Source organism: Campylobacter concisus (assembly GCF_002912425.1).
Taxonomy (GTDB): Bacteria; Campylobacterota; Campylobacteria; order Campylobacterales; family Campylobacteraceae; genus Campylobacter_A; species Campylobacter_A concisus_AH.
On the sequence record NZ_POYR01000048.1, the window covers coordinates 14,615 to 37,520 of the forward strand.

Below are 22,906 nucleotides of genomic sequence, written 5' to 3' on the forward strand. Positions count from 1 at the left end.
TTTAAAATTTACGCTAATTTAAAGCGCATTATTTATTGCTGCTTCTAAAATTTCTCTAGTTTTTGCAGTGTGTTTGGTACTAAAGACTATTGTCCCTCTTGTTAGCCAAAATTTGCTCTATTTTAGTTCGCCCCAGTTTTTGGCGATATTTAGCGATGTTTTAAGTGGCACATTTAACGTATAAATTTCTTCCATCGTCTTTTGTGTCGCCTTGCCAAATTCCTGCGCAAATTCGTCTTTGACCTCGAAAATTAGCTCGTCGTGGATCTGAAGCAGCATCTTTGCGTTTTCATCTAAATTTGCTCTAACTTTTACCATCGCCATCTTGACAAGATCCGCCGCAGAGCCTTGAAAGACCGTATTTACCGCCTCGCGCTCAAACATAGCTATTTGCATAGGTGTGGCACTTTTAAAGTCAAAGTAGCGCCTTCTGCCAAGTAGCGTCTGCACAAAGCCCTCGTTTTTAGCTGAAATTTTTATGCTCTCCAAAAACTCTTTGATCGTCTCAAACGCCTTAAAATAGCGCTCTATATACTCTTTTGCCTCGGCACGCGTGATATTTACTTGATTAGCGAGCTTGCTTGAGCCCATGCCGTAAATGAGGCCAAAATTTATACTCTTTGCCACGGCTCTATTTTGCCCGTCGCTGCTGCCAAATATGCTAATAGCCGTTCTTGCGTGGATATCCTCGTCATTTTTAAACGCCTCAAGAAGCGCAGGATCACGGCTAAAGTGAGCTAGCAGCCTAAGCTCGATCTGGCTGTAATCAAGCCCCACAAAACTATACCCCGCGCGTGCCTCAAAGCACTCTCTGACATCCTTTGCGAGGTTGCCACGAGCTGGGATATTTTGTAAATTTGGATTTTTGCTTGAAAGCCTGCCAGTACTCGTGCCAGTTTGTAAAAAGCTCGTGTAAATTCGTGAGCCCTCGTCCTTTTTCGCAAGCGCTAAAAGTGGCTCGCAGTAGGTGCTTTGCAGTTTATATAGCTCTCTGTAAGATAAAATTTTCTCGATCACCGGATGAGCATCTATGAGCTCAGCAAGCACGCTCTCATCGGTGCTATATCCTGTTTTTGTCTTCTTTTTGGTTGGAAGTTTTAGATGCTCAAAAAGTATAACGCCGAGCTGTTTTACGGAGTTTATGTTGAAATTTTCGCCGCTTAGCTCGTAAATTTCACTTGTTAGCGCCTTTAGTTTGGTATCGTTTTCAAGGATGAGCTTTTGCATTTTGGCTTCATTTATCTTGATGCCGTTTTGCTCCATGTCAAAAAGCGTAAGGATAAAAGGAAACTCGTGTGTATCGGCAAGGGCTAGTAAATTTTTATCAAGCGTGTTTTGAAAGGTTTTATAAAATTTAAGCGTTATCCAAGCGTCCTCAGCGGCGTATTTAGCAGCATTTTCTAGCGGCACATCGCCAAAGGTTTGCCCCTTTTTGACCACATCTTCAAATTTGATCGTGTCATAGTCATAGAGCCTCTTTGCTAGCGCGTCCATGCCAACGCTCGAGTTTGGATCGCTAAGCCACGCAAGGATCATCGTATCTTTGAAATTTGCGGGCGGATTTAGGCCGAGATTGTTTTTTACTATCTCAAAGTCATATTTTAAATTTTGTCCGATCACGCAGCCTTTGTAAATTTGCCCTACCGCCCAAGTAGCAAAATTTAGGCTGATTTGCTTTGGCGCGCCTAAGTAGTTGTGAGCTACTGGCACGTAGTAGGCGTCCTCGTCATTAAAGCAAAAGCTAAAACCAACGATCTTTGCGCTCTTGCTATCAACGCCCGTGGTCTCGGTGTCAAAGGCGACGATGGTCTCTGGCGTGACGCTTGAGAGTAGCTTTTCGATGCTTGCCTCATCAAGTAGTAAATTTGCTCTAAAGCCGAGCTTAAATTCAGTATTTTCCTCTTTTTGTAAGCTCTTAAGAAGCCTGTTTAGATCGTACTCTTTTAAAATTTCTGAGATGTTTATCAAAGGATTTTGCTCTGGAAATTTAGAGTGCTCAAGATCAAGCGAAGTGATCGCATCATCAAAGAGCGTGGCTAGTTTTTTACTCAAAAATGCCTCGTCTCTTGCGACTGCTAGCATATTTTTGGTGCGCTCGTTTCTAAGAAGGGCTAAATTTTCATAAATTCCCTCCAAGCTGCCATACTCGGCCAAAAGCTTCTTAGCTCCCACTGCGCCGATACCTTTGACACCTGGGATATTATCCGAGCTATCACCTGCGATGGCTAAAAAGTCCCTTACTTGCGCTGGATAGACGCCATACTTTTCAAAGCAGCTAGCGCTATCGTGGTCGATCTTGCTTTGTGGGCTGTAGATGCTCACTTTGCCGTCCTCTATGAGCTGGTAAAGGTCTTTATCATGCGTGACTATTCGCACAAATATATCTTTATCTTTGCAAATTTTAACCGTGCTCGCGATGATATCATCTGCCTCGTAGCCCTCGTGGCTAAGGCTGTAAAGCCCCATCTTTTCTATCATATCTATACAAACTGGCAGCTGCTCTTTTAGCTGAGCTGGTGGCTCGCTCCTGTTTGCCTTATATTCGCCCAAAATTTCGTGGCGCAGGGTCTTGCCCTTGCTATCAAGCGCGAAGATGAGATAGTCGCTTTGGTATTCATCTTTTAGGCTCGCTATGAAATTTGCAAAGCCACTTATCATACCACTTGGTTTGCCATCTCTGTTTTTAAGCCCGCTCATAGCGTAGTAAAGCCTAAAAAAGAAGCCAAAAGTATCAATAATCGTAAGTGTTTTCATTCTCTATCCTTTTGCGCCATTTTATGAAATTTAGGCAAAAATTTGGCTGATTTTCTAAATTTGTTAGATGCTAAAAACAAAGTGAGATTTTAAACGCAAAACAAATTTTAATCATTTAAAAGATATAATCTCGCCTAAAATTCAAACTAAATAATAGATAAATTTAAGGTAAAAAATGTTTATAGATAGCGTGAAATTAACCCTAAGTTCAGGCCATGGCGGTGCTGGTGCAGTAAGCTTTCGCCGCGAAAAGCACGTCATTTTAGGCGGCCCAGACGGCGGAGATGGCGGTGACGGCGGAGATGTATATTTTGTCTGCGACAACAACACCCACACACTAGCAAATTACAAGGGCAAAAAGGCGATGAGAGCGAGCGACGGCGAGGCTGGCATGGGTAAAAGAATGACTGGCAAAAAGGGCGAGAGCCTAGAGCTTGTCGTGCCACCAGGAACGGCAGTCTATGACGCACAGACAAACGAGCTGCTTTGCGACATGGTAGAGGAGGGGCAAAGGACGCTATTTTTAAAAGGTGGCAAGGGCGGACTTGGAAATTTCCACTTTAAAAACTCTATCAACCAAGCCCCAGAGTACGCTCAAAAGGGCATGCCAGAAGAGAGCGTAGAGGTCAGGCTCGAGCTAAAGCTGATAGCTGACGTGGGCCTTGTTGGCTTTCCAAATGTCGGTAAATCAACACTTATATCAGCCGTCTCAAACGCCAAACCACAGATAGCAAACTACGAATTTACCACGCTTACGCCAAAGCTCGGACTTGTCGAGGTCGATGAGTTTAGCGGTTTTGTCATGGCTGATATCCCTGGCATCATCGAGGGAGCGAGCGACGGACGCGGCCTTGGCGTGCAGTTTTTAAAGCACATCGAGAGAAATAAAATTTTGCTTTTTATGATAGATAGTGCAAATTACAGAAGCATGAGCGAGCAGTTTAGCGTGTTAAAAGAAGAAGTCGCTAAATTTTCAAGTGTGCTTGCCAGCAGGGACTATGCTATCGCTATTACAAGAGTCGATGCGGCGGAAAATTTAGATGAAAATATAAAAGAATTTATGAAAAGTATAAATTTAGAGCCAAATCAAGTTGGTAAATTTGTCTATAAGCAAGACCTATACAGCTTTGATACGAAAAAACCATACTTTGTCTTGCCGATCTCATCAGCGACAAACGAGAACATCGACGAGCTTAAATTTGCACTGCTTGAGCTGCTTAAAAAAGAGCTTTAAGTTGCGAATTTTTAGTGCTTTGAACTTAGAAATTTAAGAAGATAAAATGAAGAAAATTTTTTGCATTATGCTATTTTGCCTTGGTGCATATAGCTGCGAGCCAGCGGATCCAATATATATGTTTTTGGATTTTAATGACATAGATCATGATGGCATGCTAAATTTAGATGAGTGGGTGGCGTGCAAGGCGCCACCAATGCTAAAAATAGCGCTAGATCTATGCACTAGTGAGGAATTTAAGAGCTTAGATACCGATCAAAATGGCAAAATTAGCATTGATGAGCTAAGAAGTTTAGTCTTTCAAAAGATTAGTTGGCAAAAATATCCATGCGCCTCTTGGCCGCCAAGCAGTCAAAAGGAAGATCAAAATAAAAGTCGTTGAAATTTAAAGGAAAGTGATGAATGTAGTTTTTATGGGGACGCCTGATTATGCTGTTAGGATACTTAGGCATCTAAAAGAAGCTGGCTTTAACATAAAAGCGGTCTTTACCCAGCCTGATAAGCCAGTTGGCAGAAAGCAAATTTTAACCCCAAGCGAGGTCAAAATTTACGCACAAAACGAGCTAGTAGGCGTGCCAGTCTTTACGCCAAATACGCTAAAAGATGAGGCGGTGGTTAGCGAGCTAAAGGCATTTGAGCCTAAATTTATCGTAGTGGCAGCTTATGGCAAAATTTTACCCCAAAGCGTTTTAGACGTCGCCACCTGTATCAATTTGCACGCCTCGATCTTGCCAAAATATAGAGGTGCAAGCCCCATTCAAAGCGCGATCCTAGCGGGCGAGAAGCAAACTGGCGTCACAGCTATGCTAATGGACGCTGGACTTGACACCGGCGATATGCTGGACTTCATCTATACGTCTTGCGAGAGCAAGATGTCAAGCGAGCTTTTTAGTGAGCTAGGTGAGCTTGGCGGCGAGCTAATCGTAAAAGTGCTTAAGAATTTTGAAAATTTAAAGCCACAAAAGCAAGACGACGCGCAGGCCTCGCACTGCAAAAAGATAAGTAAAAGCGACGGACTTTTTAGCTTTGACGAAGAGGCGGGGCAAATTTATAATAAATTTCGCGCGCTCACACCTTGGCCAGGGCTTTATCTAGCAAGCGGACTAAAAATTTTATCGCTTGAGCTAAGCGAAAAAAGTGGCAAAAGCGGAGAAATTTTAAGCGTAGAAAAGGACCACGTCGTGGTTGCTTGCAAGGGTGGGGCAGTTAAAATTTACGAGCTTCAAGAGCCAAGCAAAAAGCCAACAAACGCAAAAGCATATATAAATGGTAAGCGCCTTAGTGTTGGCGATGAATTAAAATAAATTTAAAGGAGCGGTTATGAAAAATGCGCTAAGTATAGCAGGGGTTGATCCAAGCGGCGGAGCTGGAGTTTTAGCTGATATAAAGGTATTTATAGCACACGGCGTATATGCGATGGGAGCGATCACAGCGGTCACTGCTCAAAATACAAAGGGCATATTTGGCATGCAGTTAGTTGAGCCAAAGCTCATCGAGGATCAGATAAAAGCGATATTTGATGATATAAGAGTTGATGTGATAAAAATAGGCGTTGTCCCAAGCGTTGAGATCATCAAAAGCGTCGCAAAAACGCTAAGAGAGATCAAAAATTTACCGCCAGTCGTGCTAGATCCTGTCATGAGCTGTAAAAATGGCGACATCTGGCTAGAAGGTACTGCAAAAGACGCGATCGTGGAGGAGCTTTTCCCACTTGCAAGCGTGATCACGCCAAATATCTTTGAAGCGCGCGAAATTTTAAAGCGTGAGCTAAAGGGCGAGAGCGAGCTTAAAGAGGCTTGCAAGGAGCTTTTGAAATTTGGCACAAAGAGCGTCTATCTAAAGTGTGGCGAACTTGACGGCAAGTCGCTTGATATATTTTATGATGGCAAAGAGTATGAAATTTTTAGCGATGAGCGCATAAAAACGACTGCGACACATGGCTCAGGCTGCTCGCTATCAAGTGCGATCGCTTCAAATTTAGCAAATGGACATAGTCTAAAAGAGAGCGTGAAAAATGCGCATGATTATATCTTTAACGCTATCAAAAACGCGGTCATCATCGGCGGCGGACAAAATCCAGTAAATCACTTCTATAAATTTAAGGTGTGATTTGCAAGTAGAGTTTTTTCAAAGCCTGCCTTCGACGCAGGAATTTTTGATAGACGCCCTAAAAAACGGCGAGATAAAGCCACCGCACATGATCGTGGCGCACAATCAAACAAAAGGGGTCGGCAGCCGCGGCAACAGCTGGGAGGGGCTTGGTGGAAATTTGTTTATGTCATTTTGCATAGGCGAAGATGAGCTGCCAAGCGACATACCTCCGCCCTCGATCTCTATATATTTTTCTATGCTGATGCGTGAGGTCTTGAGCGAACTTGGCTCAAAGTGCTGGCTAAAATGGCCAAATGATTTTTACGTGGACGAGCGTAAAATAGGTGGCACTTTGACAAATAAAGTGGATGAAATTTACATCTGTGGTATGGGGATAAATTTAGCTAGCGCACCCGAAAACGCTGGCATTTTGGATATCAAAACTAGCGTAGATGAGCTAGTTTGGGGCTTTATTAGCATGCTTGATAAAAAGATTTTATGGAAGCCAATTTTTAGCAAATTTAGGATAGACTTTTGCAAGTCAAAAAGTTTTATTACGCATATTGCAAATAGAGCTGTTTCGCTTCAGGATGCTGAAATTTGCGAGGATGGAGCGATATTATTAAACGGGGAAAAGGTATATTCGTTAAGATGAGCGAGATAATAACAATAGCTAACCAAAAAGGCGGCGTTGGCAAGACCACAACGGCCGTAAATTTAGCCGCATCACTGGCGGTTGCTGAGAAAAAAGTATTATTAATAGACATCGATCCACAGGCAAACGCGACGACTGGACTTGGTTTTAGTAGAAGCGACTACGAGTTTAACATCTATCACGTCTTAACAGATAGGAAAAAGCTCTCACAAATCGTGCTAAAAACTGAGATCCCAACGCTTTTTCTAGCTCCGTCAAACATCGGACTTGTCGGCATCGAGCAAGAATTTAACGATCAAAGCAAAGACTATAAACTAATCCTTAAAAACAAAATTTCAGAAGTTGTAGATGACTATGATTTTATCATCATCGATAGCCCTCCAGCGCTTGGCAGCATCACGATAAATGCTCTTAGCGCAAGCGATAGTGTGATCATTCCGATCCAGTGCGAATTTTACGCACTTGAGGGCTTGGCGCAGATCCTAAATACAGTCAAGATCATCAAAAAAACGATAAATCCAAAGCTAAATATAAAGGGCTTTTTGCCGACTATGTTTAGCTCGCAAAATAATCTCTCAAAAGAGACAATTGCAAATTTAAAGCAGCATTTTGAAAATAAGCTCTTTAAAAGCAAGGACGGCAAAGAGGAATTTGTAGTCGTTCCAAGAAATGTAAAACTTGCTGAAAGCCCAAGTTTTGGCAAGCCAGTGATACTTTATGATATAAAATCACCAGGCTCGATCGCATATCAAAATTTGGCATATTGTATTTTAAACTAAAAAATAAGGAAAAAAATGGCGAAAAAAGGTGGATTAGGGCGCGGACTTAGCGCGATACTTGAAGATGTAGAGCAGGCCTACAGCAAAGAGATCGCAAATTTAAACGACTCTGAGATAGTCGAAGAGATAAATATAGATGAAATTTTACCAAACCCTTACCAGCCAAGGACGCATTTTGACGAGGAGGCTTTAAAAGAGCTAAGTGCTAGCATCAAAAGGCACGGTCTCATACAACCAATAATCGTCATCAAAAAAGATGACGGCTACATGCTAATAGCTGGTGAGCGTAGATACCGTGCTACAAAGATGCTTGGAGCAAGCAAGATAAAGGCGATCATCGCTGATATCAAGTCTCAAAATTTAAGAGAGCTTGCACTTATCGAAAACATACAACGTGAAAATTTAAACCCAATCGAACTTGCAAAGTCATATAAAGAGCTCATAAATGAGTATAAGATCACACAAGATGGCTTAGCAAACATCATCCATAAGAGCAGAACCCAGATAACAAATACAATGAGACTTTTGCTGCTTAGCGACTATACGCAAAGACTTTTGCAAGAAGACAAGCTCACGCAAGGCCACGCTAAAGTCATCGTAGGACTTAGTAGTGAAGAAGAAAGAATGGTCGTTGATACGATCATCGGACAAAAACTAAGTGTTAGAGATACAGAAATCTTAGTAAAAAAGATAAAAAATAAAGAAGAAGTAAAAGAGCCAAAGCCTCAGATTTCAGAGGAAATGAGCAAAAAATTATCAAATTTAGAAGAAATTTTTAAAAATTTAAAGATAAAGACGAAGGTAAAATCTAAAAATTTAATATTAGAATTTAGCGACATTTCACAGGTAGAAGAATTTATCGCTAAGCTAAAATAGAATTACAAATTTATTTTTATTTTTAGTATTTTATTGTAAAATCAGACTTTGATTTGAATATTAAATAAAACTTAATAACAAAATAAGGAGAGAGGATGTTAGAAATAGATGTGCCATTGATGCTTTTAACGGCTATCGTTCTCTTTGTCTTGATCGCCATTTTAAATCCTTTGCTATACAAGCCAATGCTTAAATTTATAGATGACAGAAATGCCTCTATAAAAAATGACGAAGAGAGCACTAGCAAAAATGCAAGCGACTTAAGCGTTCATGAAAAAGAGATCGAAGAGATCATACAAAATGCAAGATCTGAGGCTAACAAAATAAGACAAGAGGCCTTAAATTTGGCAAAAGAAGAGTCTTTAAAAGAGATAAATGCGGTAAAAAGTAGTTTAGAGGCTGATTATAATGAGTTTTTAAACGCTTTAAGCTCTCAAAAAGATAGCCTAAAGGCAGATCTATCAGCTAAACTACCTGAGCTTAGAGCAGCTTTAAACGCTAAGCTCTCTAAAATTTAAAGGAAATTTATGAAGATAAAAATTTTATTTTTTCTAGCACTTCCATTTCTAGCATACGCTAGCGAGCATGGTGGAACAAACTACGACATAGTCGAGAGAACGCTAAACTTCTTACTTTTCTTTGCTATTTTGGTCTATTTTGCTGCTAAGCCACTAAAAGCTCTTTATCAAAGCAGGATCGACAGGATCGCAAATAAGCTTGAGAGTATCCAAGAGAAGCTTCGTGAGTCAAAAGCTAAAAAAGATGACGTTTTAAAGCGTGTAGAAGAGGCTAAGCAAAATGCAAATGCTCTAATAGAAACTGCGAAAAAAGAGGCTGTAAATTTAGCTGCTAAAGTTAAAAAAGAGGCTCAAAACGATATTGCAAATATCGAAAAAGGCTACAAAGAGCAAAAAGAATTTGAAGAGCGCAAGATGACAAAAGGCGTTGTAAATGAAATTTTGAGCGACATTTTCTCAAGCGATAGCCTAAAAGTCGATCAAAAAGAGCTTGTAAATATCATACTTAAAAAGGTTAGCTAATGAATGAAGTAGTAGCTAAAAAATACGTAAAAGCGATCTTAAGCGACGTAAAGTCTAATGAACTTAATGTATTTGTTGAAAATTTATCAGAGCTAGCTGCTGCTTTTGCTAGCGATAAATTTAAAAGCATTATAAGTTTGCCGACATTAAAGGCTTCACAAAAGGTTGAATTTGTACTATCTTTGGTTAAAAATCAAGATGTTAAATTTGCAAATTTTATAAAGCTTCTTGGTGCAAACAAAAGATTAGAGCTCATACCTGCGATACTAGATGAGATGAAGATAGAGCAATCTTTACTTGAAAATACATATCGCGGCGAGGTTGTTGGAAATTTTGATCTAAGCGCTGAGCAGCTAAAAGCTTTGGAAGAGAATTTCTCTAAGAAATTTAACTCTAAGATCAAGCTTGATGGCTCAAAGAGCGATTACAACGGTGTAAAAGTTGAGTTAGACGATTTAGGTGTCGAGGTAAATTTCTCTATCGACAGACTAAAAAGTCAAATGAGTGAATATATATTAAAAGCAATTTAAAAAGGAGTGAAAGCGTGAGTGCAAAAATTAAAGCTGACGAAATTAGCACGATAATCAAAGAGCGTATTGAAAATTTTGATTTAAGTGTTGATGTAGAAGAGACCGGTAAAGTCATCTCAGTCGCTGATGGCGTTGCTAACGTTTATGGTTTGAAAAACGTTATGGCTGGTGAGATGGTTGAGTTTGAAAGCGGCGAAAAGGGTATGGCTCTTAACCTTGAAGAGAGCAGTGTTGGTATAGTTATCCTTGGAAAAACTAGCGGTATTACAGAAGGAAGCTCTGTAAAAAGACTTAAAAAACTTCTACGTGTGCCAGTTGGCGACGCATTGATCGGCCGTGTTGTAAATTCACTCGGTGAGCCAATCGACGCAAAAGGACCAATCGAAGCTACTGAATCTCGCTTCGTCGAAGAAAAAGCAAAAGGTATCATGGCAAGAAAAAGCGTTCATGAGCCACTTCAAACAGGTATCAAAGCTATCGACGCACTTGTGCCAATTGGTAGAGGTCAAAGAGAGCTAATCATCGGTGACCGTCAAACTGGTAAAACAACAGTTGCTATTGATACTATTATCAACCAAAAAGGTCAAGATGTCATTTGCATCTATGTAGCTATCGGTCAAAAACAATCAACCGTTGCTCAAGTCGTTAAAAAGCTTGAAGAGTACGGCGCTATGGACTACACGATAGTTGTAAATGCTGGTGCTAGTGACGCAGCTGCGCTTCAATACCTTGCTCCATATGCTGGTGTAACAATGGGTGAATACTTTAGAGATAACTCTCGCCACGCGCTAATCATCTATGATGACTTGTCAAAACACGCGGTTGCTTATCGTGAGATGTCTTTGATCCTAAGAAGACCACCAGGCCGTGAAGCTTACCCAGGTGACGTTTTCTACCTTCACTCAAGACTTTTAGAAAGAGCAAGTAAGCTAAATGACGCACTAGGTGCTGGATCTTTAACAGCTCTACCTATTATCGAGACTCAAGCGGGCGACGTTTCAGCTTATATTCCAACAAACGTTATTTCAATTACAGATGGTCAAATTTTCCTTGAGAGCGACCTATTTAACTCAGGTATCCGCCCAGCGATCAACGTTGGCCTTTCTGTTTCTCGTGTCGGTGGTGCAGCTCAGATCAAAGCTATCAAACAAGTTTCTGGTACGCTAAGACTAGACCTTGCTCAGTACCGCGAACTACAAGCATTTGCTCAGTTTGCAAGTGATCTTGACGAGAGCTCAAGAAAACAACTAGAGCGCGGTCAAAAAATGGTTGAAGTACTAAAACAACCTCCATATTCTCCGCTTCCAGTTGAGAATCAAGTAGTTATCATATTTGCTGGTGCTAAGGGCTATTTAGATGACGTTGCAACTGCAAATGTAACAAAATTTGAAGCAGAGCTATATCCATATATCGAGGCAAAATACCCTGAAATTTTTGAGCAGATCAGAACCAAAAAAGTTCTTGATAAAGAAGTAGAAGAAATTTTACATAAAGCGTTGAAAGATTTTAAAGCGACTTTTGCCGCTAACTAGGGCTAAGATATGTCAAATTTAAAAGATATAAAACGAAAGATCAAGAGCGTCCAGAACACTCAAAAGACGACGCGCGCGATGAAGCTTGTCTCAACAGCAAAGCTTCGCAAAGCTGAAGAGGCTGCACGCTACTCTAGAGTTTACGCACTTAAGATCAATGAGGTTTTATCGGAGATAGCTTATAAGATCAATCAATACGCTTCAGTTATGACTGAGAGTAAATTTTTTAACACAACAAAGGGTGTAGAAAAGGTTGATATTATATTTGTTACCGCTGATAAAGGGCTTTGCGGTGGCTTTAATGTCCAGACTATAAAGACAGTTAGGCGCATGATTGATGAGTTAAAAGCCAAAAAGATCAAAGTTAGACTAAGAGCTGTTGGTAAAAAAGGCATTGAATTTTTCAATTTCCAAGGCGTTGAACTACTTGAGACTTATGTCGGAGCTAGCTCTTCTCCTACTTATGAAAAAGCTCAAAAGATCATAAAAGACGCTATTGATGATTTTACAAACGGCATAACAGATAAGGTTGTGCTAATACACAATGGCTATAAAAATATGATTTCTCAAGAGATTAGAGTAAATGATATTGTGCCTATTGAGCCGTCTAAGATAGTTGCGGTTGAGACAAATTCTTTGATGGAATTTGAGCCAGAGGACAACTATACTAAGATTATGGATGAATTGCTAAATAAATATTTTGAGTATAGTATGTATTATGCTTTAGTTGACTCTTTAGCGGCTGAGCACAGTGCTAGAATGCAAGCTATGGATAATGCAACAAACAATGCTAAACAACGCGTCAAACAGTTAAATCTTGCTTACAACAAAGCAAGACAAGAGTCTATTACCACTGAGCTTATCGAGATCATCAGTGGTGTTGAATCAATGAAATAAAAGGAGTATGAATGAAGGGTGTTATTAGTCAAGTTATGGGCCCTGTGGTCGATGTTGACTTTAATGACTACTTGCCGAAGATCAATGAAGCTATCGAAGTTTTCTTTGAGGTTGAGGGCAAGAAACATAAACTAATATTAGAAGTTGCTGCTCACCTAGGTGATAATAGAGTTAGAACGATCGCTATGGATATGAGCGAGGGTCTGACTCGTGGCTTAGAGGCTAAAGCGCTTGGTGCACCTATAAGTGTGCCAGTTGGCGAAAAAGTTTTGGGTAGAATTTTTAACGTAGTTGGCGATTTGATCGACGAGGGCGAGGGTATAAATTTTGATAAGCACTGGTCTATCCACCGCGATCCTCCTCCATTTGAAGAGCAAAGTACAAAGAGTGAAATTTTCGAAACTGGTATCAAGGTAGTTGATCTTCTAGCTCCTTATGCAAAGGGTGGTAAAGTTGGTCTATTTGGTGGTGCTGGCGTTGGTAAAACAGTTATTATTATGGAGCTTATCCACAACGTTGCGTTTAAACATAGCGGTTATTCTGTATTTGCAGGCGTTGGTGAGAGAACTCGTGAAGGAAATGACCTTTATCACGAAATGAAAGAAAGTAACGTTTTGGATAAAGTTGCCTTGTGCTATGGTCAAATGAACGAGCCACCAGGAGCAAGAAACCGTATCGCATTAACTGGTCTTACAATGGCCGAGTACTTCCGTGATGAGATGGGACTTGACGTTTTGATGTTTATTGATAACATCTTCCGTTTCTCTCAATCAGGTGCAGAGATGTCAGCTCTACTTGGACGTATCCCATCAGCTGTTGGTTATCAGCCAACTCTTGCAAGTGAGATGGGTAAATTCCAAGAGAGAATTACATCAACTAAAAAAGGCTCGATTACCTCTGTTCAAGCTGTTTATGTTCCAGCTGACGACCTTACAGACCCAGCACCTGCTACTGTTTTTGCTCACCTTGATGCCACGACAGTTCTTAACAGATCGATCGCAGAAAAAGGTATCTATCCAGCTGTTGATCCACTTGATTCAACTTCAAGGATGCTCGATCCTCAAATTTTAGGAGCAGATCACTACAAAGTGGCTCGCGGCGTTCAAGCTGTGCTTCAAAAATATAAAGACCTTCAAGATATCATCGCTATCCTTGGTATGGACGAGCTTAGCGAAGAAGATAAGCTAACGGTTGATAGAGCAAGAAAGATAGAGAGATTCTTATCTCAGCCATTCTTCGTTGCTGAAGTATTTACAGGTAGCCCTGGTAAATATGTAAGTCTTGACGAAAATATCGCTGGCTTTAAGGGAATTTTAGAAGGTAAATATGATCATCTACCAGAAGCAGCATTTTATATGGTCGGAAATATAGATGAGGCTTTAGCTAAAGCTGAGAAACTTAAGGCTTAAATTTAAAAAGGAAGCGTAATGGATAAATTACATTTAGAGATCGTAACTCCTCAAGGTCAGATATTTAATGATGACGTGAGTAGTGTAGTGCTTCCAGGTAGCGAGGGTGAGTTTGGTGTTTTACCAAACCACGCCTCATTAATATCTCTTTTAAAAGCAGGTATTATAGATATAGAAGATAAGCATAAAAAGCACGATGTAGTTGCTATCAACTGGGGCTATGCAAAGATTGACGAGGGCAAAGTAGTTATACTAGCTGACGGAGCGGTCTATGTCTCTGGCAATAGTGAAAGCGAGCTTGCAAATTCATTAGAAGCTGCTAGAAATTTGATAGAGAGTATGAGCAGTGATACAAATGCTTTTGCAGCAACTATATCAAAAATGGAAAATGTAGTGAGAGCAAGATAAGTGGGCGGAATAGATATATTTTTAAATTACATTCAAAGAAGTAGTTTTATTACAATTATAGTTTTAACTTGGTTGTCAATATATTTTATAGTTAGTTTTACAATTCTTTTTTCAAGAATGGCTGGCATAGGAGCTTGGCAAAAACGCGAGCAAAATGCGCTTGAAGCACTACTTATGGGCGCTAAGAATATACCAAATGACTCATCTTTAAAGAAGTGTGCAAGTGGTAGAATTTCAAAAGAAAAGCTAAATGTTTGCATAAGTATTGCCGAAAAAAATGCTACAAGTGGGCTTACATGGCTTAGTGTAATAGCTTCTACTTCTCCATTTATTGGTCTTTTTGGAACAGTTGTGTCTATCTTGGAGACATTTTCACAGCTAGGAAATGGTGCAGGTTCATCTCTTGGAGTTATAGCCCCAGCTATCTCTGAAGCGCTTGTTGCGACAGGTTGTGGAATTTTTGTTGCGATCCCAGCATATACATTTAACTTGCTTATAAAAAGAAAAGCTTACGAATTAATGAGCGTTATCGAGCGTCAAGCTGACGTTATGATAGCACTTAAAAAAGATGACGAGACGTTATAGATGGCTCTTAAATTTGACGACGAAACACCAGAGTTAAACATAACGCCTCTTGTTGATATCATGCTTGTTTTGTTGGCTATTTTAATGGTTACAATGCCAACTATAACATATCAAGAAGATATAACATTGCCAGATGGCTCAAAGGCAAAAACATCTACGTCTAAACAAAAAGATCTTATAGTCTCTATAAATGCACAAGGACAAGTTAGAATAGATCAAAGTACAATGAGCCTTGCAGAACTTCCAGATAACATTGCACTAATGAGTGCAAAATATGATAAAACCTCGCCTATATACATAAAGGCTGATAAAAATTTAAAATACGATGATGTTATGTTTGTATTAAAGACTTTAAAAGGTGCTGGTTTTAATAAAGTAGCTTTAGAGACAAACGGTTAAGATGCCTAATAAAGTTAAATTTCCAACGCTTAGTTCATTTTTTGTAGCGTTTTGTATTTACATTATCATTGTGCTTGCTTTGTTTATAAAGCTTACTTTTTTTAGCGAACCTCCTAAAAAATATACTGATGACAAAGATGCTATTATGGATGTAGTTATGGTTGATAGAGAAGTTGATCAAACCATAAAAGCGCCAAAACAAGCAAAAGAGGTCGTAAAAGAGACAAAACCAGAACCTAAAAAAGAGTCAGAAGAAGATAAACAAGAGACTACAAATAAACCTGTTGTGCCAGATGAGCCATTACCAACCCCAAGCTTGCCAACTCCTCCAAAAGAAGAGCCAAAACCTGAGCCTAAAAAACCAGAACCAAAGCCTGAAATCCCAAAACCTAGCGAAGAGCCTAAAGAGGATGTCAAACCAGAGCCAAAACCTGAACCTAAACCTACGCCAAAGCCAGTTGAAAAGCCAAAACCAAAAGAGCCAAATATAAAAGATCTCTTTAGCGACATAGACTCGACTAAGCTTAAAAAAGATGATGGTATAAAAAAGGCTGAGAATAAAGTGCAAAGTCGCAAAAAAAGCGAGGCTTCTAGCTCAAAAGCTGCGAAAGAGGCTAGCGACATCATCAAGAGCTTAAAGATAGATCAAAACCCAACAGCTCCAAAGTCACAAATGACCGGCACTTATGATCCGTTGATGGGAGCCATAACAAAACAAATTCAAAGAAGATGGCAAAGCTATAAAGCCGACTCTGCAAACCTTGCCAAAGTAAAAGTCATGATAGATCAGAGTGGAAATTTTAGCTATGAAATTTTAGAGCTATCATATAATGAAGAGTTTAATGCAAAGGTTAGAGAGTGCCTGGAAAAGCTTACTGCAGAGAAATTTCCGTTTAATCCAGACAAAAGTACTACTTTTAATTTAAATTTAGAAGATAAAATAAACTAAAATTTATAAATTTACGGAGTAGAGATGAAGAAAATTTTTCTTTTTTTGTGCGTTGCTCTAGGGCTTTATGCTGCTGATGCGACGATATCTGTTATCAACCAAGGTGTTGCTTTGCCAAAGATAGCTTTGCAAGATGCAACTACAGCTGTTAGTGATGCGGGCTTTAAAGATAAATTCTTTAAGATCATGCTGGGTGACTTGAAAGTTAGCTCTGACTTTGAAGTTATCGAAGATCACGTGCCTTCAACCTATGAAGGAACAGCAGCTACAAATACAATGAGCGACAAAGGTGTTGAGCTTATCTTTAGGTATGCTCTTGAAGGTTCTATGGGCTCACCTCTTACTTTAAGAGTAAAACTCATCGATGCAAAAACTGCGACTACAAGGTATGAGAAAGTTTATACTATGCCAGATGGCGCAAAGTATCCATTTTTGGCGCACAAAAGTATAGTTGAGCTAACAAATGAGCTAAATTTACCACCAGTTGGCTGGATGGAGAAATTTATCATCCTGGCAAAATACACTTCAGCACGCCAAAGCTCTATTATAGTGGCTGATTACACACTTACGTATCAAAAGACAATAGTAAGTGGCGGTCTAAATATCTTCCCTAAATGGGCAGGCGCTGATCAAAGTAAATTCTACTATACATCTTATGTAAATAACAGACCAACTTTGTTTAGATATGACCTAAATTCAGGCACAAAAACAAAGATAATAGATAGTATGGGTATGCTTATAGCATCTGATGTTAGCAAAGATGGAAGTAAAATTCTATTAACTATGGCGCCAAAAGATCAACCAGATATTTTCATCTATAACACAGGTAGTAAAAAATTAACTCAGATCACAAACTATCCAGGCATTGATGTAAATGGAAATTTCGTAGATAATGACAGTAGGATAGTTTTTGTCTCAGATAGACTTGGATATCCAAACATCTTTGCAACACCTGCAACTTCAGGCGGAAGTGTTGAACAAATGGTGTTTCATGGCAAAAATAATAACTCAGTAAGCACTTTCGAAAACTATGTAGTTTATTCAAGTAGAGAGGCTAGTGGTGGCTTTAATATCTATCTAATCTCAACTCAAACAGATTTTATTCGCCAGCTTACAGCAAATGGTAAAAACAACTATCCAAGATTTTCAAGTGATGGTCAAAGTGTCGTATTTATCAAAGAACTTGGCGGTCAAAGTTCGCTTGGTGTTGTTAGATTAAATGAGAACAGAAGTTTCCAATTTCCATTAAAAGTAGGTAAAATTCAATCTATTGATTGGTAATATTCTGGTAATATTTAAAAAAAATATGTTATAATTCGACCAAATTTTTCAAAAAGGATAAGGAATGAAAAAAGTAGTTCTAGCAAGTGTTGCAGTTGCAACTTTATTGTTGAGCGGTTGTAGCTCTAAAAACCCTGAAGTTGATATGAATGCAAATTCAAATCAATCTGCAGATAACTCAGGTAGCATGAGTGATGCTGATAGATTAGCAGCTCTTATCGCTAATATCGAGAGCCAAGTTAAAAGTGTATACTTTGACTTTGATAAATTTAATATCAAAGCTGACCAACAAGGTGTTGTTAGCTCAAATGCATCAGTATTCAACCAAGCTGACGCTCAAGCTCTTTCTATAAAAGTAGAAGGTAACTGCGACGAGTGGGGTACAGATGAGTATAACTATGCTCTTGGTCTAAAACGTGCTAAAAGTGCTAAAGACGCTCTTGTAAGAAATGGCGTTAGCGCTGATAGAATCGCTGTAGTAAGCTTTGGCGAAAGCAACCCAGTTTGTACAGACAAAACAAAAACTTGCGACGCTCAAAACAGACGTGCAGATTTCAAAGTACTTCCTTAATCTGTAAGTAATAATGAATAAAAAAATAATCATTGCGGCTCTTCTTGGAGCCGCTTTCTCTATAGGTTCAGCTCAAGAAGTTTCAGCATTTGATGCAGGCAATATGGATAGCGCAAATCCATATGGACTAACAGATGATGAAAAGGCAACTCTAAGCAACAAAAGAAGCGTTCAAAATATCGAAGAAAACATGGATAATGTTTCAGAACAACTTCAAGGTTTGCAAAGCTTGATCGAGAGCATGAGTGCAAGGATGAACAAGATTGAGCAAAGAATGAACGATATCGAAACCAAAGTCAATGGCGGTATAAGCGATTCTGGTGTAAGTTTAACATCGCTAAAAGCTTACGTTGATGAGACTAGAGATATACAAGATAAAAACTATAAAAACATTACTGCTGCCTTAAATAAATTAGGCGCGATAATGGATAAAAATGCTGCTCAACCAAAGCAAAATGCAAATCCAAAACAACAAAATAAGCCAACTTCAAATTTTAGTGGCAAAAGTGATAAGGATATTTTAGCTGATGGCATTAAGCTTTTAAATTCTGGCAATAGCACAGAAGCAGCTGAATATTTTGAATACTTAAATAAAAAAGGCTATAAAACTGGTGCTTCAAATTATTATCTAGGTGAAGTTGCTTATAGTCAAAAATCATACAGTACAGCCATACAATACTATAAAAAAAGTATACAAAGTGAAGATAAGGCTGACTACACTCCAAAACTTTTGTATCACACAGCTATAAGCTTTGATAAGATTGGTGATACTCAAAGTGCAAATAGGTTTTATAAGGCTTTAAAAGTAGGCTATCCAGATAGCAAAGAAGCCAAAGCCGCTCCTAACAGAAACTAAAATTTACTCTTTTTTAGATATAATCTCACATTAATCAAAACTAAATTCCAAGGAGATTATTGTGAGTAAAGATCAAGTTATAACAATGTTTTATGAGCTAAAAGACGCTAATACTGGCGAAATTTTAGAGTCAAATATGCAAGAAGGTGGTCAAATTTCTTTTATTACAGGACATGGCCACATTATAGAAAAGCTTGAAGAAGAAGTTAGCAAATTAAAATCAGGCGACAAAGCTACTATAAATATCAAAGCAGCTGAGGGTTGTGGCGAATACAATAAAGACGCCATCCAATCACTTCCAAAAGAGCAATTTGCTGGTATAGACCTACATGAAGGCATGGAGCTTTTTGGTCAAAACGAAGATGGTTCAAGCGTTCGTGTTATCGTTAAGGAGATCAAAGATGATGAAGTGACAGTTGATTTTAACCACCCATACGCTGGCAAAGACTTGCTATTTAATGTTGAAATTTTAGAAGTTAGAGATGCGACTGAAGATGAAAAAGCAACTGGCATGGTAGCAGGCGCTCACTCTTGCGGTTGTGGCGGACATGATCATGATCACGAGCATGAGTGCTGCGGCGGTCACGGACATGGTGAAGGCGGTTGCGGTTGTGGCGGTCACGGACATCATCACCACTAAGAAGCCAAAATGAAAAAAATTGCTTTTATTTTTGCGGGTCAAGGCTCGCAAAGTGTTGGCATGGGGAAAGATTTTTATGAAAATTTCTCTTCGGCAAAACTTCTATTAAATGACGCTTGCAACGACACAGGCATTGATTTTGAAGAGCTTTTATTTACTCAAAACGACAAGCTAGATAAGACAGAATTTACTCAGCCTGCCATCGTTTTAAACTCGCTTATGAGCTACCTGGCATTTTCAAATTTCATAAAAGCTAAGCCAGAGTTTAGTCTAGGTCACTCTCTAGGAGAATTTACAGCCCTTGCAGTTAGTGGCGCATTTAGCTTTGTTGAAGCGATTAGACTTGTAAATTTACGTGGTAAATTTATGCAAGAAGCCTGCGTTGGTAAAGATGCTGGCATGATGGTGGTGCTTGGACTTAGCGATGAAGTCGTTGAGGGGATTTGTAAAAAAGCACAGGACGAGGGCTTGCAAATTTACGCTGCGAACTACAACTGCGATGGTCAGATAGTTGTAGCTGGCGTGAGGGCTGACCTTGCTAAATATGAGGCAAAATTTAAAGAAGTAGGTGCAAAAAGAGCGATGCTTTTAAATATGTCGGTAGCTAGCCACTGCCCGATACTTGAGCCAGCTAGCGTGAAACTAGCAAGCGAGCTTGAGGGCGTTTTGGCCGAGAATTTCGCTCCAGTCGTTTCAAACGTAAATGCGAAAATTTATACTGATAAAAACGAAGCGCTAGTGCTTTTAAAAGAGCAGCTAACGCATCCAGTTCGCTATAAGCAAAGCATCAAAAACTACGAAAACGAGGTTGATTGCTTTATCGAGCTAGGTGCTGCGACACTAAAAGGCATAAATAAAAAGATCACCGAGAGGCCGACATATAGCATCACTGACATGGCGAGCCTTGAAGAGGTTGTGAAGATTTTGGAGGAGAGATGATAGCGATACTTGGAGCGATGCAAGAGGAGATAACGCCGATCCTTGAGATGGTTGGCGAGTATAAAACTACCGAATATGCAAATAACAAATTTTACGAGGCAAACTACAAAGGCAAGGACCTAGTCATCGCCTACTCGAAGATCGGCAAGGTAAATGCGGCGATCACTGCGACCTTGATGATAGAGAAATTTAAGGCTTCAAAGCTGCTATTTACTGGCGTTGCAGGCTCACTTGATGAGAGCTTAAAGATAGGCGATATGCTATATGCCACTAGTCTTGTGCAACACGACCTTGACATCACGGCGTTTGGTCATCCATACGGCTTTGTGCCAGGGACAAGCATCTTCGTTAAGAGTGATGAAAGCCTAAACGAGCTAGCTAAAAATGTCGCTAGCAAAAAGGGCATGAGCTTAAATTCAGGTATCATTGCAACTGGCGATCAGTTTATCTGTGACAACGAGAAAAAAGAGTGGATCAAAAAGATATTTAACGCAAGTGCTACCGAGATGGAAGGTGCGAGCGTTGCACTAGTTTGCGAGACGCTTGGCGTGCCGTTTTTCATCCTTAGAGCCATCAGCGACGGAGCTGGGGAGGAGGCTGAATTTGACTTTGATAAATTCTTGCAAGACTCAGCAAACGTCAGCGCTAAATTTATCCTAGAAATGGTGGAGAGCTTATGATAGAGCTTAGCAAGAGACTGCTTAGGCAAGTTGGCCAGACAAACGCTAGATATAAGATGATAGAGGGCGGGGATAAGATATTGCTTGGTCTTAGCGGCGGCAAAGATAGCCTCGCACTTGCTCACGTGCTAAAGCACATCCAAAACGTCACGCCTGAGAAATTTGAGTTTAAGGCGGTGACGCTAAGCTACGGCATGGGCGAAGACTACGCGTATCTTACCAAGCACTGCAACGAGCATGGCATAGAGCACGAGGTGATCGATAGCTCGATATTTGAGATATCAAAGGAGAAGATCCGCAAAAATTCTAGTTTTTGCAGCTTTTTCTCGCGCATGAGAAGGGGTTATCTTTACACCTATGCGCTAAAGCACGGCTTTAACAAACTTGCGATCGCTCACCACTTGGACGACGCAGCAGAGAGCTTTTTTATGAATTTTACCTATAATGGCGCGCTAAGGACGCTTGCTCCAAAATACAAAGCAAAAAACGGCATCGTCGTGATCAGGCCATTTATCTTTGTACGTGAGAGACAGCTTCGCGAAAATGCGATCAAAAATGAGCTAAGAGTTGTTGGCGATGAGGCGTGTCCTGCGATGCGATTTGACGTGAAGATGCCACACGCTAGATATGAGACCAAGCAGCTTCTAGCAAATTTAGAAAAAGAAAATCCAAAGCTCTTTACATCGCTTAAAGCAGCATTTGAAAACATCCACACAGATACATTTTTTGGTATCAACGAAGGCAGTGAAGAGTAAATTTAACTCTTCATTTATGCCCTTAAAGCTAAATTTACAACCAAATTTATTACAACACATCCAAAAAGTAAAAACTCATTTTGAAGTAGGAACACTCCTTGCTTACTAAATATAAATTTGATAAGCAAGGATCGTAAATGAGCATTTTTAGTGTTAGCACGCAAAAGTATAGCTCAGTAGCTACTGAAGCAAAAGCTAGGAAACTTCAAAAAGAGCAGTCCGAAAGTGCCAAATTTCAAAACGCTCTTGCAAATAATGAAAAAACAAAAGACATTGCACAAAATTTACAAAGACTTGAGCTTACAAAAGATACACAGCAAAGCATTTATAGTGTGAAATTTAAAGATAAAAACGAGCTAGCTTATCAAAGCGACAATGCTGGCTTTATGGACGCTAGCTTTAATAAAGCAGCCGGCTTGCCACAGGACTTTAAGCTTCACAAAAGCACGATAAAAGAATTTCTAAACTTCGCAACAAAGCAAAATAACATAAATAGCGTCCTTTACAGCAACGCAAGTGGCAAGCTTTTTGACAATGACGTCTTTGAAAATATCGACATTGCAAACACGATAGGTCAGTATTACGCTATCTTTTCTCAGGTAATGGGCAAAAGTTTAAACAAAGATAGTTTTACAGATAGCGACCTAACAAATCTACCAAAAGGCTACATCTCACAAGGGATGAAAGGCATTGATTTTAACGCAGATTTGAGCGATAGATCAAATATTGACTTTTTAAATAGTCGCAAAAACGAGGTCGTGACAAACATCTTTAGTAGCGAAGATGAAATGAAGCTCGCATCAAATTTAAAGAACTATCTAGCAAAGATAGGCTTTATAAAAAGGTAGATACGAGAGTTTAGGAGTAAATTTATGCTTGAAATTTGACCCATTTCTCTTAAAAAAATATGAACTAAAACCAGAGTTTGTTTTCTAGAAAAAGTATAGGAAATGATAGGTAAGCTTATATATGATATTTTATCATAAAAATAAATAGATAATTAATAATAATTTAAGTTTAAGAAAGACAAAATATCGTCTATATAG

The 22,906-nt window shown here is 39.5% G+C and carries 26 protein-coding genes; 25 read left to right on the forward strand and 1 reads right to left on the reverse strand.

What is annotated here, in order from left to right; translation table 11 throughout:
* Positions 1 to 117: 117 nt before the first annotated feature.
* The gene (gene polA, locus CYP84_RS02855) at positions 118 to 2,754 is read right to left on the reverse strand and encodes a DNA polymerase I (protein ID WP_103636615.1); all 2,637 of its coding nucleotides are present in this window, start codon (positions 2,752 to 2,754) and stop codon (positions 118 to 120) included.
* Between the two features lie 175 nt (positions 2,755 to 2,929).
* Between polA and obgE the strand changes: the two genes are divergently transcribed.
* The 25 genes from obgE (at position 2,930) to CYP84_RS02980 (ending at position 22,708) form a co-directional block, all read left to right on the forward strand.
* Positions 2,930 to 3,988, forward strand: a complete 1,059-nt coding sequence (obgE, locus tag CYP84_RS02860) for a GTPase ObgE (RefSeq protein ID WP_103636616.1) — start codon at positions 2,930 to 2,932, stop codon at positions 3,986 to 3,988.
* Between the two features lie 46 nt (positions 3,989 to 4,034).
* Entirely contained in the window at positions 4,035 to 4,370 is a 336-nt protein-coding gene (locus CYP84_RS02865) for a GDP-mannose dehydrogenase (RefSeq protein ID WP_103636617.1), read from the forward strand.
* 16 nt (positions 4,371 to 4,386) lie between these two features.
* Complete coding sequence (fmt, locus tag CYP84_RS02870) at positions 4,387 to 5,292, forward strand: methionyl-tRNA formyltransferase (protein ID WP_103636618.1); 906 nt, start codon at positions 4,387 to 4,389, stop codon at positions 5,290 to 5,292.
* Positions 5,293 to 5,308: 16 nt separating this feature from the next.
* Positions 5,309 to 6,097 (forward strand): bifunctional hydroxymethylpyrimidine kinase/phosphomethylpyrimidine kinase, encoded by a 789-nt coding sequence (gene thiD, locus CYP84_RS02875; protein WP_103636619.1) that lies wholly within the window; start codon positions 5,309 to 5,311, stop codon positions 6,095 to 6,097.
* A 1-nt stretch (position 6,098) separates the two neighbouring features.
* Complete coding sequence (locus CYP84_RS02880; RefSeq protein ID WP_103636620.1) at positions 6,099 to 6,734, forward strand: biotin--[acetyl-CoA-carboxylase] ligase; 636 nt, start codon at positions 6,099 to 6,101, stop codon at positions 6,732 to 6,734.
* Positions 6,731 to 7,513: a ParA family protein gene (locus tag CYP84_RS02885; RefSeq protein ID WP_002939402.1), complete on the forward strand. Its 783-nt coding sequence runs from the start codon at positions 6,731 to 6,733 to the stop codon at positions 7,511 to 7,513. Before CYP84_RS02880 ends, CYP84_RS02885 begins: the two co-directional genes overlap by 4 nt.
* 15 nt (positions 7,514 to 7,528) lie before the next feature.
* A complete protein-coding gene (locus tag CYP84_RS02890; RefSeq protein ID WP_103581252.1) occupies positions 7,529 to 8,389 on the forward strand; it encodes a ParB/RepB/Spo0J family partition protein in 861 nt (286 codons plus the stop codon).
* Positions 8,390 to 8,484: 95 nt separating this feature from the next.
* Complete coding sequence (locus tag CYP84_RS02895; protein WP_009294346.1) at positions 8,485 to 8,907, forward strand: FoF1 ATP synthase subunit B'; 423 nt, start codon at positions 8,485 to 8,487, stop codon at positions 8,905 to 8,907.
* 9 nt (positions 8,908 to 8,916) lie between these two features.
* Complete coding sequence (locus tag CYP84_RS02900; protein WP_012001332.1) at positions 8,917 to 9,429, forward strand: F0F1 ATP synthase subunit B; 513 nt, start codon at positions 8,917 to 8,919, stop codon at positions 9,427 to 9,429.
* Positions 9,429 to 9,959, forward strand: a complete 531-nt coding sequence (locus tag CYP84_RS02905) for a F0F1 ATP synthase subunit delta (protein ID WP_103575025.1) — start codon at positions 9,429 to 9,431, stop codon at positions 9,957 to 9,959. Before CYP84_RS02900 ends, CYP84_RS02905 begins: the two co-directional genes overlap by 1 nt.
* Positions 9,960 to 9,973: 14 nt before the next feature.
* Positions 9,974 to 11,491 carry a F0F1 ATP synthase subunit alpha gene (atpA, locus tag CYP84_RS02910; protein ID WP_009294343.1) on the forward strand — a complete coding sequence of 506 codons (1,518 nt, stop codon included), beginning with the start codon at positions 9,974 to 9,976 and terminating at the stop codon, positions 11,489 to 11,491.
* A gap of 9 nt (positions 11,492 to 11,500) precedes the next feature.
* Positions 11,501 to 12,388, forward strand: coding sequence for an ATP synthase F1 subunit gamma (gene atpG, locus CYP84_RS02915; RefSeq protein ID WP_103581250.1), 888 nt, complete (start codon positions 11,501 to 11,503; stop codon positions 12,386 to 12,388).
* Between the two features lie 11 nt (positions 12,389 to 12,399).
* The gene (gene atpD / locus CYP84_RS02920; RefSeq protein ID WP_002939420.1) at positions 12,400 to 13,797 is read left to right on the forward strand and encodes a F0F1 ATP synthase subunit beta; all 1,398 of its coding nucleotides are present in this window, start codon (positions 12,400 to 12,402) and stop codon (positions 13,795 to 13,797) included.
* Positions 13,798 to 13,815: 18 nt separating this feature from the next.
* Positions 13,816 to 14,205: an ATP synthase F1 subunit epsilon gene (atpC, locus tag CYP84_RS02925; protein WP_002939398.1), complete on the forward strand. Its 390-nt coding sequence runs from the start codon at positions 13,816 to 13,818 to the stop codon at positions 14,203 to 14,205.
* Positions 14,206 to 14,790, forward strand: a complete 585-nt coding sequence (locus CYP84_RS02930; protein WP_009294341.1) for a MotA/TolQ/ExbB proton channel family protein — start codon at positions 14,206 to 14,208, stop codon at positions 14,788 to 14,790.
* Entirely contained in the window at positions 14,791 to 15,189 is a 399-nt protein-coding gene (locus CYP84_RS02935; RefSeq protein ID WP_002939405.1) for a biopolymer transporter ExbD, read from the forward strand. It begins immediately after the preceding gene.
* A gap of 1 nt (position 15,190) precedes the next feature.
* The gene (locus CYP84_RS02940) at positions 15,191 to 16,138 is read left to right on the forward strand and encodes a TonB C-terminal domain-containing protein (protein WP_002939376.1); all 948 of its coding nucleotides are present in this window, start codon (positions 15,191 to 15,193) and stop codon (positions 16,136 to 16,138) included.
* Positions 16,139 to 16,162: 24 nt separating this feature from the next.
* Positions 16,163 to 17,419: a Tol-Pal system protein TolB gene (gene tolB, locus CYP84_RS02945; protein ID WP_103636621.1), complete on the forward strand. Its 1,257-nt coding sequence runs from the start codon at positions 16,163 to 16,165 to the stop codon at positions 17,417 to 17,419.
* A 64-nt stretch (positions 17,420 to 17,483) separates the two neighbouring features.
* Positions 17,484 to 17,990: an OmpA family protein gene (locus tag CYP84_RS02950; RefSeq protein WP_103636622.1), complete on the forward strand. Its 507-nt coding sequence runs from the start codon at positions 17,484 to 17,486 to the stop codon at positions 17,988 to 17,990.
* Positions 17,991 to 18,003: 13 nt separating this feature from the next.
* Positions 18,004 to 18,846 (forward strand): tetratricopeptide repeat protein, encoded by an 843-nt coding sequence (locus tag CYP84_RS02955; RefSeq protein ID WP_103636623.1) that lies wholly within the window; start codon positions 18,004 to 18,006, stop codon positions 18,844 to 18,846.
* Positions 18,847 to 18,901: 55 nt separating this feature from the next.
* Positions 18,902 to 19,486 carry an FKBP-type peptidyl-prolyl cis-trans isomerase gene (locus CYP84_RS02960; RefSeq protein ID WP_258033880.1) on the forward strand — a complete coding sequence of 195 codons (585 nt, stop codon included), beginning with the start codon at positions 18,902 to 18,904 and terminating at the stop codon, positions 19,484 to 19,486.
* 9 nt (positions 19,487 to 19,495) lie between these two features.
* Complete coding sequence (fabD, locus tag CYP84_RS02965) at positions 19,496 to 20,425, forward strand: ACP S-malonyltransferase (protein WP_103636625.1); 930 nt, start codon at positions 19,496 to 19,498, stop codon at positions 20,423 to 20,425.
* Positions 20,422 to 21,105 (forward strand): 5'-methylthioadenosine/adenosylhomocysteine nucleosidase, encoded by a 684-nt coding sequence (locus tag CYP84_RS02970; RefSeq protein ID WP_103636626.1) that lies wholly within the window; start codon positions 20,422 to 20,424, stop codon positions 21,103 to 21,105. Before fabD ends, CYP84_RS02970 begins: the two co-directional genes overlap by 4 nt.
* Positions 21,102 to 21,860: a tRNA 2-thiocytidine biosynthesis TtcA family protein gene (locus CYP84_RS02975; protein ID WP_002939418.1), complete on the forward strand. Its 759-nt coding sequence runs from the start codon at positions 21,102 to 21,104 to the stop codon at positions 21,858 to 21,860. Before CYP84_RS02970 ends, CYP84_RS02975 begins: the two co-directional genes overlap by 4 nt.
* A gap of 137 nt (positions 21,861 to 21,997) precedes the next feature.
* Positions 21,998 to 22,708 (forward strand): Cj0814 family flagellar-dependent secreted protein, encoded by a 711-nt coding sequence (locus CYP84_RS02980; RefSeq protein WP_180996369.1) that lies wholly within the window; start codon positions 21,998 to 22,000, stop codon positions 22,706 to 22,708.
* Positions 22,709 to 22,906: the final 198 nt, after the last annotated feature.